Here is a 12289-nt window from a genome sequence, read left to right as displayed (position 1 = left end):
TGAGGCCTGCACGAACAGATCGTTGTGATAAACTGCGCGCCCCATCACGATGGACGACACAGCGATGAAGAAACACAGCATGACGATCCGCGGGCGCCGGCTCGCCTATCTGGATGAAGGCGAGGGGCCGGTGCTGCTACTTGGCCATAGCTATCTGTGGGACAGCGCCATGTGGGCGCCGCAGCTTGATGCCCTCAAGGGACACTACCGCTGCATCGTGCCCGAGTTGTGGGGCCATGGGGAGTCTGATGCCGCGCCGGAGGGAGGCCTCACCCTGGCCGGTCTGGCGCGCGACCATCTGGCCCTGCTCGATGGCCTCGGCATAGAAGCGTTCACCCTGATAGGGCTGTCGATCGGCGGCATGTGGGGGCTGGAGCTGGCCCAACTGGCGGGCAGCCGGCTGCGCGCTCTGGTGCTGATGGACACCTTTGTCGGGCTCGAGCCGCAGATCCCCTGCCAGCGTTACCTCGGCATGTTGGCCATGATAGAGCAGGCAGGGGCGATTCCCGCTCCCGTCATCGAGCAGGTGGCGCCGTTGTTTTTCGCCCATCAGCCAGAGCCGGCCCGACTGGCCGATTTCAAGGCCCGTTTGGCCGCCTGGCCCGCCGATAAGCTGGCGACCATGGTGGCGGTCGGGCGCAGCTTCGTGACCCGCAGTGATCGCATGGAGTGGCTGGAGGGGCTCACCTGCCCGACTCTGGTGATGACAGGGAGCGAAGACAAGGCGCGCCCTGTGCTGGAGGGTTACCTGATGGCCGAGGCGCGCGGCTGCCGCTTCATCGAGATCCCGGGGGCCGGCCATATCGCCACCCTGGAGCAGCCGGCGGCGGTCAATCGTGCGCTCATGCATTTTCTCGATGAGTGCCACCAGGGATGAAAAAGGGGAGCCATCGGCTCCCCTTTATTACATGTTGAGGTTGGTGCCCCCCTCTTCGCGCCGTGGCCAAGCGTTGATCACCGCCTTGACCAGGGTGGCGAGCGGGATGGCGAAGAAGACCCCCCAGAAGCCCCACAGACCGCCGAAGAAGAGCACCGCCACTATGATGGCGACCGGGTGCAGGTTGACGGCCTCGGAGAAGAGCACCGGCACCAGCAGGTTGCCATCGAGCCCCTGTATCACGAGGTAGAGCACCATCAGCCAGGCAAACTCGGGGGTGAGCCCCCACTGGAACAGGCCGATCATGGTCACCGGCACCGTCACCACGACGGCACCGATGTAGGGGATGAGCACCGAGAAGCCGACGGCCACCGCCAGCAGCACTGAGTAGCGCAGGCCAAGGAAGGCAAAGGGGAGGTAGGTGGCGACACCGACGATGAGGATCTCGACCACCTTGCCGCGGATGTAGTTGACGATCTGATCGTTCATCTCCAGCCAAACCCGCCGTGCCAGCGCCCGGTTGCGAGGCAGGAAGCGGCGCAGGCTGCCAAGCAGGCTCTGCTTGTCTTTGAGCATGAAAAAGACCAGCAGTGGCACCAGGATGAAGTAGATAAGCAGGGTGACGATGCTCACCAGCGAGCTGAGCGAGGCGGCGACCAGGCTCTCACCAAGACCCAGGATGCGTTGGCGGATAATGTCGATGACGCTCTCGACCAGCGAGATGTCGACCAGCTCGGGGTACTTATCCGGTAGGGTGCGCACGAACTCCTGGCTGTGAGCCAGCATGGTGGGGGCCTCTTTGGCCAGATTGACCCCCTGTACCACCAGGGTTGGCACTAGGCCAAGCAGCAGCAGGGCCATGCAGGCGATAAACAGCAGCACCACCAACGAGGTGGCCAGCAGGCGTGAGAGGCCGAGCCGCTCCAGCCGATGTACCGGCCACTCCAGCAGGTAGGCGAGCACCAAGGCGACCAGGAAGGGGCCGAGCAGATCGCCAAACCACCAGATGATGGCAAAGCCAAACAGCAGCAGCAGAAACAGGGCGACGGCGTCGGGATCGGAGAAGCGGGACTTGTACCAGCGTCTGATGACATCGAACATTCAGAGCGATTCCTTGTGGCAAAGTTGCACCCACAGCAGCAGGTGGGACGCGCACGCTTCGCGCGTGACACAGCGGTGGCCGAGGCGGGTCAGGTAGTGAGGAATGTCGCGGCGTGAGCCCGGATCGCCCAGCCACAGCAGCAATTTGCGCTCGTCCTGTGCTTCACGCAACCAGAGCTTCACGCGCAGCAGCGGCTCGGGGCAGCGTAGCGTCCGCAGATCCATCTCTACCATAGATACCCTCCAAAGCGGCAGCTTAGCACGCCCGCCCGGCGTGCTAAACAAGGCTTGTGGGCCCCCAATGGCGAGGGTATGCTGCCGGGGCCCATTCGAAGGAGAGAGAGATCGTGGCCAAGTTGACCCCCGCCTGCATTCCCCTGCTCATTGCCGCCCTGTGTGGGGCAACCCTGCCGGTGGCGGCCAACAATCAGTTGCCCGATATCGGTACGGCGGGGGTTGTCGCCCTGCCCATCGAGCAGGAGGTGCGCTACGGTGATGCCTTCATGCGTTTTGCCAGGGCCAGCTTGCCTATCATCGAAGACCCGGTGCTCGATCAGTACCTCAGCGATCTCGGTCAGCGCCTGCTGGCCAATGCCGATGGGGTGCGCTTTCCCTTCAGCTTCTTCCTTATCAACGATCCCAGCATCAACGCGGCGGCCTTCCTCGGTGGCCGGGTCAAGGTGCACACCGGTTTGTTTCTCTACGCCGACACCGAGAGCGAGCTGGCCTCGGTGCTGGCCCACGAAATCACCCACGTGACCCAGCGCCACATCGCCCGTTACCTGGAGGCGCAGGCCAACAGCTCGGCCATGACTTTGGCTGGCATCGTCGGCTCCATCGCGTTGGCGGTGATCAACCCGACCGCCGGGGTGGCGGCGCTACAAACCACCCTTGGTCTCTCGATGCAGTCAGCCATCAATTACACCCGCGATAACGAGTTTGAAGCCGATCGCCTCGGCATGAAGACCCTCTATGACGCGGGCTTCGATCCCATGGGGATGGCCAACTTCTTCCAGAAGCTGGCGGCTGAGTATCGCTATGCCAGCAAGCCGCCCGAGATGCTGCTGACCCACCCGTTGCCCGAGACCCGCATCTCCGAGGCCCGTGCCCGCGCTGCCAGCTACGGGGTGCGCAATAAAACCCCCAGCCTCGATTTCCTGATGGCCAAGGCGCGTATTCAGGTGCGATATGGCAAGGAAGGGGCGGCCGGCATGCTGACCTACTTCGATGCCCGCCTCGCCAAGGGGGATTATGGCCTCAAGGAGGCGGCGCTCTACGGCAAGGCGCTGGCGCTGGTGCAGCTCAAGCGTTATGACGAGGCCGACGGCATTATGAAGGCGCTGGCCGAGCGTTATCCGGAAGATCTCTTCGTGCTCGATACCCAGACCGACATCGATCTGGCCAAGGGGCGCCACGCGCAGGCGATCGCCCGCCTGCAATCATTCCAGCGGCGCATGCCCGACAACGAGGTGGTGGTGATCAACCTGGCCAACGCCCTGCTCGAGAGCGGTCAGGCGCGCCAGAGCGTGGCGCTGCTCGACCCTTATGTGCGGGCCAACAGCGAGAACAACCTGGCCTGGGGTCTGCTTTCCGATGCCTATCGCAAGCTCGGCCGGATGACCGATCTGCACCTAGTGCGGGCCGAGACCCTGGCGCTGCGCGGAGATTATCAGGCTTCGATCGACGAGATGGTGGTGGCTCGAGGCACCACCAACGACAAGATGACGCTGGCGCGCATCGAGGCGCGCATCAGCGAGCTGGAGAAGGCCCAAAAGGAGCTTGAGACGCTCAAGCGCTGACATTCATCGCTAACAGGGGGCCGTCAGGCCCCCTGTTTCATTGGCGCGAAGAGAAGGTGGCCCAGGGCTCCGGGCGTGGCAGCGGGGTGAGCATGGTGGCCGTCAGCGCCTCGGCCTTGTGCGGCGAGATCTCGCCCGTGATGGTCTCTTGCAGCTCGCCGCTGGCATTGAGCAGGTAGCTGGTCGGCAGCGCCGAAGGGGCGGGGTAGGGAAGGGCCTTACCGGGCAGCGGCCGTACCAGCGTCAGCTCGGAGGGCAGGGTCGCGGCCTGCTCGAGCAGTGCGGCTTGGTTGTCGGCATCGTAGCTGACCAGCAGCACTTGCAGATCGTGCTCCATCACCATGGCCTGCAACAGCGGCAGCTCGCGCTGGCAAGGGGCACACCAAGGGGCGTAATAGCTCACCAGCAGGGGGCGACCGAAGTACTGGGTCAGCGCCGCCGGCTCGCCGTGCGCGGTTTCATACTGCTCAACCGGGCGACAGCCGCACAGCAGCAAGGTGGCCACAACTGCCCAACAGATTCGTTTCATTCCGTTATGTTTCTCCTCGTCTTTCCCCTACAATGGCGACCGTATTGGTCACCAGAACAGAGGTATATGCATGAGCCAGGTCCGAATCTACCACAATCCGCGTTGTTCCAAGAGCCGTGAGACACTGGCGCTGTTGGAGAGTCGGGGCATTGCGCCGGAAGTGACCCTCTATCTGGAGCAGGCCCCCGATGAGGCGCAGGTTCGTGAGCTGCTCTCCCTGCTTGGCTTTGCTGATCCGCGCCAGTTGATGCGCACCAAGGAGGAGCTCTACCGTGAGCTGGCGCTGGCCGAGCAATCCGGTGACGCGCTGATCCACGCCATGGTGGCCCATCCCAAGTTGATCGAACGCCCCATCGTCATCGCCAACGGCCGTGCCCGCATCGGCCGACCCCCCGAGCAAGTGCTGGAGATCCTGTGACCACTGGGCAAGCGCGCATCCTGGCGCTGACCGGCTATCTAGGGCTGCTGCTGTGGGTGGTGCTGTGGCACGCTTGGCTGTCGCCCCATCCGGGCTTGCCGGGGCCGCTGCTGCCCACCATCTGGGGCGTGCCGCTGCTGTTTCCCCTGCGCGGCATTCTGGCCGGGCGCCCCTATACCCACGCCTGGGCCACCTTCATCTTGATGTTCTACTTCCTCCACTCACTGACCCTGCTGGTGGTCGATGAAGGGGAGCGCGCCTTGGCGCTGGTTGAGCTAGGGCTGACCGTGCTGGCCTTTGTGGGCTGCACCCTCTACGCCCGGTTGCGCGGCCGCGAGCTGGGGCTTGGCCTTAAGTCGCGCACGCCCTAACCCCTCAGGCCGTGCGCCTAAGGGGCCATCATCTCCTGGCGCAGCGCTTGCCCTGTCTGCTCGGTGTGCGCCAGTAACTGCGGATAGAAGCGCAGAAATCCCAATTCAATGTGTTGCCACTCCTCCTCACCCAGCGGCGCCAATGCGGCCGAGAGGGGGAGGGGTCGGCGCAGCCGTCGCCCTATGCCGTCGAGCGCCATGGCGATCCCCTCCCGGCTGGCATAGCTCTCGAGCCAGCGCTGCTCAGCCATCCGGCGCAGCGCCGGCGGCAAGCCGTGGGGCAGATGTTCGGCGTGATAGGGGCGGGCGGCGAGCAGAGCCCGGTAGTGGGCATCGAGAAAATCATCCAGAGGGCGGGGGCTGAAGCGGGCCCAGTGCCGTGAGAGCCAGTGGTCATAGAGCAGATCGACGACCACGGGGGCGAAGCGGCGCCAGGGGGCTGGGAACAAGGTGCAGGCCGCCTTGTGCTCGGCGTGGGTGTCGGTGAAGCGGTCGATGGCGCGGTGCAGCCGGATCCCGAGTAACAGCTCGGGGGCGAGATCGCCGGCCAGTGGCCCCTTGACGAAGTCACCGAGCAGGTTGCCAAGCGGCGAGGTGCGGCTGTGTTCGGCCAGATGGAGATGGGCCAGAAAATTCATGAGGCGGGCCTACCAGACAAATGGGGCAAGGCTAGACGAAGCGGCGTGGGCTGACAAGCGGACAAAAAAATCCCGGCCTGAGGACCGGGTTTATCAACAAGGAATGGCGTTACAAAGTGCCGCAGGGCGGCAAAGACAAACTATGGGGTGTTGCAAATTTGCACACGAGGGAGAACGCGCCTGCGGGTGCACACTCCGCGGCCCGTCCTTCAGCAATCTTGCGGGAAGCATAGTAGTGTGAGCAGGATCACATTGCAATGGCCTGTTGTAATAAATTTCTATTACTGAAACACTTTCAGTTGAAAACGCACTTTTTAGTGCAAATTACACTCTTTTTGTAATTTTATTACGTAATTTATAGATCAAAACTGCCTTCATCCGGTTCCCGCTCGGCCATGATCTCGAGCAAGTTGATGGCCACGGCTACAAAGTCGGAGTCGGTGACGATTCCAATCAGCTTGCCCCGCTCGACGATAGGCAGACAGCCATATTTGTGACGTTGCAGATAGAGGGCCGCCTCCTTGATACCGGCATGGGGATCGACCCAGGCCACATTGCGGGTCATGATCTCACCGAGGTGTACGCTGTCGGTGAACTCCTCCTCCTTGTCTCTGGTGGTGACAAACAGCTTGGACTCGCAGCTGGCCAGTACGTCACTTAAGGTGACCAAGCCGAGCAGACGCTCCTCGTCGTCCACCACCGGGATGTGGCGGATCCGCTCCTGGCCCATCAGGTCGATGGCTTGTTTCAGACTGTTTTCCGGCCCCAGAGTGAAGGGATGCTCGGTCATGATTTCGGATAGGGTGATCATGGTGGGCCTCCTCTCTTTCACTGCCGCCATTAACTTCACCTTACTCGTGCTAGGGCCGCTCAAATTGATCAGGGTCAAGAGTACTTGTTAATCCTTTGCTAACTCGTCGTGCTTCACAGAATGGGGCTGAAAGGCTTGCAAAGTGGCGTTACCACGCTCTCGTCATGGCCCAATTTGGGTTGCCACGGCACGGGGGGATAACTAGACTAGCCGCCGATTCCCCGAGGTGTGTGATGCAAGTTTCTGATTTTCATTTTGACCTTCCGGACGAGCTGATCGCTCGTTATCCCACCGCCGTGCGTACCGCCAGCCGCCTGCTGCAACTCGATGGTGAGTGCGGCGAGCGCCGCCACGGCCAGTTTGTCGACATTCTGGGTCTGCTTAATCCCGGCGATCTGCTGGTGTTTAACAACACCCGCGTCATACCGGCCCGCCTGTTTGGCCAAAAGGCCAGCGGTGGCAAGCTGGAGATGCTGGTCGAGCGGATCATCGATGAGCACTCGGTGCTGGCCCATGTGCGCGCCTCCAAGGCGCCCAAGCCGGGTACCCGCCTGATCTTCGATGGCGGTATTGAGGCCGAGATGCGGGCCCGCCACGATGCCCTGTTCGAGATCCACTTCCTTGACCCGCGCCCGGTGTTGGAGATCCTAGAGGCGGTCGGTCACATGCCGCTCCCTCCCTATATCGATCGTCCGGACGAGGACGCCGACAAGGAGCGCTACCAGACCGTCTACAACGCCAAGCCCGGTGCGGTCGCGGCACCGACCGCCGGCCTGCACTTTGACGAAGCGCTGCTCGCGCAGATCCGCGCCAAGGGGGTGGAGACCGCGTTTGTCACCCTGCACGTGGGGGCGGGCACCTTCCAGCCGGTGCGGGTCGACAAGATTGAAGATCACCACATGCACTCGGAATATGCCGAGGTGCCCCAAGAGGTGGTCGACGCCATCAATGCCACCCGTGCCCGCGGTGGCCGGGTGATCGCGGTAGGTACCACCTCGGTGCGTTCGCTCGAGAGCGCTGCCCGGGTGACCTTGGCCGAAGGTAAGCCGCTGGCGCCGTTTTTCAGCGACACCGATATCTTCATTTTCCCGGGTTACGAGTTTCAGGTGGTGGATGCGATGATCACCAACTTCCACCTGCCGGAGTCGACCCTCATCATGCTGGTCAGTGCCTTTGCGGGTTATGACAACGTGATGGCGGCCTATCGCGAGGCGGTGGCCGAGCAGTACCGTTTCTTCAGCTACGGGGACGCCATGTTCGTCACCCGTCGCCGCAGCCGCTGAGTGTTTGGCGGCTGTCTACGGGCGCAAGCCCACCCTGTCAGACTGTTTCTCTGGCTTTATCGAGGTAAGCGATGAAATTTGAACTGAAAACGACCGACGGGCGTGCCCGTCGCGGCCAGCTGGTGTTTGAGCGCGGCACAGTGCAGACCCCGGCCTTCATGCCGGTCGGCACTTACGGCACCGTCAAGGGGATGACCCCGGAAGAGGTGGCCGAGACCGGCGCCCAGATCCTGCTTGGCAACACCTTCCACCTCTGGCTGCGACCGGGGCAGGACGTGATGCGCAAGCACGGCGATCTGCATGATTTCATGAACTGGCACGGCCCCATTCTGACCGACTCCGGTGGTTTCCAGGTGTTCAGCCTGGGTGACATTCGCAAGATCACCGAAGAGGGCGTCACTTTCCGTCACCCCATCAATGGCGACAAGATCTTCCTCTCCCCCGAGAAATCGATGGAGATCCAGTACGATCTTGGCTCCGACATCGTGATGATCTTCGACGAGTGCACCCCGTATCCGGCCACCTATGAAGAAGCCCGCAAGTCGATGGAGATGTCCCTGCGCTGGGCCAAGCGCTCGCGCGAACGCTTCAATGAGCTGGGTAACAAGAATGCGCTGTTTGGCATCATCCAGGGCTCGGTTTATGAGCCGCTGCGCGATGTTTCCCTCGACGGTCTGCTTGAGATCGGCTTCGACGGCTACGCCGTGGGGGGGCTGGCCGTGGGTGAGCCCAAAGAGGACATGCACCGCATCCTCGAGCACGTCTGCCCTAAGATCCCGGCCGACAAGCCGCGCTATCTGATGGGGGTGGGCAAGCCGGAGGATCTGGTGGAAGGGGTGCGCCGCGGTATCGACATGTTTGACTGCGTGATGCCGACCCGTAACGCCCGTAACGGGCATCTGTTCACCACCGACGGCGTCGTGAAGATCCGTAACGCCAAGCACCGTGAGGACACCAGCCCGCTGGATGCAGAGTGTGACTGTTACACATGTCAAAACTACAGCCGTAGCTACTTGCATCACCTGGACAAGTGTAATGAAATCCTCGGCGCCCGCCTGAACACCATCCACAACCTGCGCTATTACCAGCGCGTGATGCAAGGTTTACGGGACGCTATCGAGCAGGGTAAATTAGACGACTTTGTAACTGAGTTTTATCGTCGGCAAGGGAAGCCCGTTCCTCCCCTGGCAGAAGCGGCCAGCGAGTAAGGTCGTTTCGTTGTTGTGAACTCACGGATTTATCACTGACCAAAGAGGTTTTTTAAATGAGCTTTATCTCCAAGGCTTACGCTGACGCAGGCGCTGCGGCACCCCAGGGTGGCGGTATGGAAATGATCATCATGCTGGCCGTGTTCGGCCTTATCTTCTACTTCATGATCTACCGCCCGCAAGCCAAGCGCGTGAAGGAGCACAAGAACCTGATGAGCTCCCTGGCCAAAGGTGACGAAGTCCTCACTTCCGGTGGCCTGGTGGGCAAGATCGTCAAGGTCTCTACTGAGAACGATTACCTTGTGCTGGCACTGAACGAGCAGACCCAGATCACCATCAAGCGTGACTTCGTGACGGCCGTACTGCCCAAGGGCTCTCTCCAGTCCCTGTAATCTCCCAAGGAGCACAGCGTGCTAAACCGCTTCCCGCTGTGGAAAAACCTGATGGTGATCTTCGTGGTCGCCATCGGTTTTCTCTATGCAGCACCCAACCTATATGGCGAGGACCCAGCCTTGCAGATCTCCGCAAGTCGCGGAGCGCAAGTTGAGCTGGCTACCCTCGATCAGGTCAGAGAGCTTCTCTCCCAGGCTGGCATTGAACCTAAGCATGCCGCCTTCGAGAATGAGCAGATCCTGATCCGCTTCAATAATACTGAGGCTCAGCTCAAGGCCCGCGACTTGGTGGCCGACAAGCTGGGTGATGACTTCGTTGTCGCCCTTAACCTAGCCCCCTCCACGCCGGCCTGGCTGGAGAGCATTGGCGCTGCCCCCCTCAAACTCGGTCTTGACCTGCGCGGTGGTGTGCACTTCCTGATGGAAGTGGACATGGCCGAGGCGATTGCCAAGCAGCAAGAGCAGATGGTGCAGGATTTCCGCTCCGAGCTGCGCAACGAGAAGATCCGTTACTCCGGAGTCAATCGCAGCGGCGATCAGGTGGTGGTGCGTTTTCGTGACGAAGAGAGTCTGGACAAGGCCCTCTCCCACCTGCGCCGCCAATATCAGGATCTCGCCTTCAGCAGCGACACCAGCAATGGCCAGTTCAGCCTGCGTGCCGGCATGAGTGATCAAAAGCTCAAGGAAGTACGTAAGTATGCCCTCGAGCAGAACATCACCATCATCCGTAACCGGGTCAACGAGCTGGGCGTGGCCGAGCCGCTGGTGCAGCAGCAGGGAGCCGACCGTATCGTGGTCGAGTTGCCCGGCATCCAGGATACCGCGCGTGCCAAGGAGATCTTGGGCGCCACCGCGACCCTGGAATTCCACATGGTCGATGAGACCGCCGACCCTCAGTCCGGCCGTGTTCCGCCTAGCTCCAAGCTCTACAGCGATCGCCATGGCCGTCCTGTGGTGCTGCAAAAGCGCATCATCCTGACCGGCGATCATATCGTCGGTGCCCAGTCCGGCTTTGACGAGTACAGCCGTCCCCAGGTCAACATCAAGCTCGACAGTCAGGGTGGCAACAAGATGGCCGCCTTCACCAAGGACAACGTCGGCAAGGGCATGGCCACTGTCTTCATCGAATACAAGCCGGTCGGTGAGCCGGGCCCGGATGGCAAGCGCAAGTTCCGCAAGAATGAAGAGGTGATCAACGTCGCCACCATTCAATCGCGTCTGGGCAGCCAGTTCCGCATCACCGGCATCGACAACGCCAACGAGGCGCACAATCTGGCGCTGCTGCTGCGTGCCGGTGCCCTGATCGCCCCGATCCAGATCGTTGAAGAGCGCACCATTGGCCCGAGCCTGGGTCAGCAGAACATCGACAGTGGCTTGCAGGCCATGATGTGGAGCATGGTGTTCATCGTTCTGTTCATGGGCATCTACTACCGCGCCTTTGGCTGGGTCGCCAATCTGGCGCTCTCCCTCAACTTGGTGCTGTTGGTGGGGGTGATGTCGATGATTCCGGGGGCGACCATGACGCTGCCAGGGATCGCCGGTATCGTGCTGACCCTCGGTATGGCGATCGATGCCAACGTGCTGATCTACGAGCGGATCCGCGAAGAGCTACGCGCCGGTCGCGGGGTACAGCAGGCCATCCATCTTGGCTTTGACCGTGCCTTCTCGACCATCGCCGACTCCAACATCACCTCGCTGATCACCGCCGTTATCCTGTTTGGTATCGGCACCGGCCCCATCAAGGGCTTCGCCCTGACCTTGGGTATCGGTCTGACCATCTCCATGTTCACGGCCATCACCGTCTCGCGCGCCATTATCAATCTGGCGTGGGGTGGGCGGCGTCTTGACAAGCTGCCTATCTGAGGGAATTGCGATGTTTCAGATCTTACATTTTGAGAAACCTATTCCCTTCATGAAGTTTGCCAAGCCCGGCATGATCTTCTCTGCCGCGCTGATGGTGCTTTCGCTGGTGTGCGTGTTCCAGAAGGGGTTTAACTGGGGGCTCGATTTCACCGGTGGTACCATCATCGAGATCGGCTTCCAGCAGAGTGTCGAGCTGGACGAGGTGCGTGATGCCCTCGCCAACAACCAGATTGAAGGGGCGACCTTGCAGCACTTTGGCTCCAGCCAGGATGTGCTGATCCGTCTGTCCCCCCATGAAGGGGTCAAGGTGGAGGAGCAGGGGCGTCAGGTGTTGGCCGCTGCCCAGAAGATCAATCCGGCCGCGACCCTGAAGCGGGTCGAGTTTGTCGGCCCCTCCGTGGGGGAAGAGCTGGCCACTGACGGCGCCCTGGCCATGCTGGCCTCGGTCATCTGTATCCTGCTCTACGTCGCGTTTCGTTTCGAGTGGCGTCTGGCTGTGGGGGGCATTGCCTCTTTGGTGCACGATATTGTCATCACTCTCGGTATCTTCGCCTGGTTCCAGATCGAGTTCGATTTGACCGTGGTGGCGGCTCTGATGACGGTGGTCGGCTACTCGCTTAACGACACGATCGTAGTGTTCGACCGGCTGCGGGAAAACTTCCGCAAGATCCGCAAGGGGGACACTCCCTACATCCTGGATCTGTCGATGACCGAGACCCTGAGCCGGACCATCATTACCTCGGGGCTGACCTTTGTGGTGGTAATGGCGCTGTTCCTCAAGGGCGGCCCGTTGATCCATGGCTTCTCCACGGCCATGCTGGTCGGGGTGGGTTTTGGTACCTACTCCTCCATCTATGTGGCCAGTGCCCTGGCCATGTATCTTGGGGTCAAGCGTGAGCACATGTTGCCACCCCAGATTGAGAAGGAAGGGGCGGATCAGCAGGAGATCATGCCTTAATCTGATGAGCGCCCAAGTGGGCGCTCATTGTTTATCTGCAA

Annotated in this window: 14 protein-coding genes; 9 read left to right on the top strand and 5 right to left on the bottom strand. The window is 61.3% G+C overall.

Translation table 11 applies throughout. The annotated features are described in order from the left end of the window. Window positions 1–64: 64 nt before the first annotated feature. A complete protein-coding gene (locus FE240_RS12595; protein ID WP_226798809.1) occupies window positions 65–877 on the top strand; it encodes an alpha/beta fold hydrolase in 813 nt (270 codons plus the stop codon). 27 nt (window positions 878–904) lie between these two features. On the opposite strand, the gene FE240_RS12590 is transcribed toward FE240_RS12595, so the two are convergent. Together FE240_RS12590 and FE240_RS12585 are read right to left on the bottom strand one after the other, a co-directional pair. Further along, entirely contained in the window at window positions 905–1978 is a 1074-nt protein-coding gene (locus FE240_RS12590) for an AI-2E family transporter (RefSeq protein ID WP_193001376.1), read from the bottom strand. Next, window positions 1979–2212 carry a sulfurtransferase TusA family protein gene (locus tag FE240_RS12585; RefSeq protein WP_193001374.1) on the bottom strand — a complete coding sequence of 78 codons (234 nt, stop codon included), beginning with the start codon at window positions 2210–2212 and terminating at the stop codon, window positions 1979–1981. It lies immediately after the preceding gene. Between the two features lie 113 nt (window positions 2213–2325). On the opposite strand from FE240_RS12585, the gene bepA reads away from it, so the two are divergent. Beyond that, complete coding sequence (bepA, locus tag FE240_RS12580; RefSeq protein WP_193001372.1) at window positions 2326–3777, top strand: beta-barrel assembly-enhancing protease; 1452 nt, start codon at window positions 2326–2328, stop codon at window positions 3775–3777. Between the two features lie 37 nt (window positions 3778–3814). Here the strand turns inward: bepA and FE240_RS12575 are convergent, their stop codons facing one another. After that, window positions 3815–4306 (bottom strand): TlpA family protein disulfide reductase, encoded by a 492-nt coding sequence (locus FE240_RS12575; protein ID WP_193001370.1) that lies wholly within the window; start codon window positions 4304–4306, stop codon window positions 3815–3817. A gap of 70 nt (window positions 4307–4376) precedes the next feature. Between FE240_RS12575 and arsC the strand changes: the two genes are divergently transcribed. Together arsC and FE240_RS12565 are read left to right on the top strand one after the other, a co-directional pair. Next, complete coding sequence (gene arsC, locus FE240_RS12570; RefSeq protein ID WP_042047806.1) at window positions 4377–4724, top strand: arsenate reductase (glutaredoxin); 348 nt, start codon at window positions 4377–4379, stop codon at window positions 4722–4724. Beyond that, the gene (locus tag FE240_RS12565) at window positions 4721–5095 is read left to right on the top strand and encodes a DUF2069 domain-containing protein (RefSeq protein ID WP_193001368.1); all 375 of its coding nucleotides are present in this window, start codon (window positions 4721–4723) and stop codon (window positions 5093–5095) included. The genes arsC and FE240_RS12565 overlap by 4 nt, the downstream gene beginning before the upstream one ends. 17 nt (window positions 5096–5112) lie before the next feature. Here the strand turns inward: FE240_RS12565 and FE240_RS12560 are convergent, their stop codons facing one another. Continuing rightward, on the bottom strand, window positions 5113–5733 hold the full coding sequence (locus tag FE240_RS12560; protein WP_193001366.1) for an acyl carrier protein phosphodiesterase: 621 nt from the start codon (window positions 5731–5733) through the stop codon (window positions 5113–5115). A 355-nt stretch (window positions 5734–6088) separates the two neighbouring features. Further along, window positions 6089–6544, bottom strand: coding sequence for a CBS domain-containing protein (locus FE240_RS12555; RefSeq protein WP_193001364.1), 456 nt, complete (start codon window positions 6542–6544; stop codon window positions 6089–6091). Between the two features lie 233 nt (window positions 6545–6777). Here FE240_RS12555 and queA point away from each other — a divergent pair, with 233 nt between their 5' ends. The 5 genes from queA to secF all read left to right on the top strand — a co-directional run bounded on the left by queA (window position 6778) and on the right by secF (window position 12248). Continuing rightward, a complete protein-coding gene (gene queA / locus FE240_RS12550) occupies window positions 6778–7827 on the top strand; it encodes a tRNA preQ1(34) S-adenosylmethionine ribosyltransferase-isomerase QueA (protein ID WP_193001362.1) in 1050 nt (349 codons plus the stop codon). Window positions 7828–7898: 71 nt separating this feature from the next. Continuing rightward, window positions 7899–9035 carry a tRNA guanosine(34) transglycosylase Tgt gene (gene tgt / locus FE240_RS12545; protein WP_042047798.1) on the top strand — a complete coding sequence of 379 codons (1137 nt, stop codon included), beginning with the start codon at window positions 7899–7901 and terminating at the stop codon, window positions 9033–9035. A 56-nt stretch (window positions 9036–9091) separates the two neighbouring features. Continuing rightward, window positions 9092–9427: a preprotein translocase subunit YajC gene (yajC, locus tag FE240_RS12540; RefSeq protein WP_042047797.1), complete on the top strand. Its 336-nt coding sequence runs from the start codon at window positions 9092–9094 to the stop codon at window positions 9425–9427. Between the two features lie 18 nt (window positions 9428–9445). After that, window positions 9446–11290: a protein translocase subunit SecD gene (secD, locus tag FE240_RS12535; RefSeq protein ID WP_193001360.1), complete on the top strand. Its 1845-nt coding sequence runs from the start codon at window positions 9446–9448 to the stop codon at window positions 11288–11290. A gap of 10 nt (window positions 11291–11300) precedes the next feature. Beyond that, entirely contained in the window at window positions 11301–12248 is a 948-nt protein-coding gene (gene secF, locus FE240_RS12530) for a protein translocase subunit SecF (protein ID WP_193001358.1), read from the top strand. Window positions 12249–12289 lie beyond the last annotated feature (41 nt).

The organism is Aeromonas simiae, assembly GCF_014892695.1.
In the GTDB taxonomy this organism is placed as follows: domain Bacteria; phylum Pseudomonadota; class Gammaproteobacteria; order Enterobacterales; family Aeromonadaceae; genus Aeromonas; species Aeromonas simiae.
Note: the sequence above shows the minus strand (reverse complement) of the source record. Positions and strands in the feature narration are given on the sequence as shown.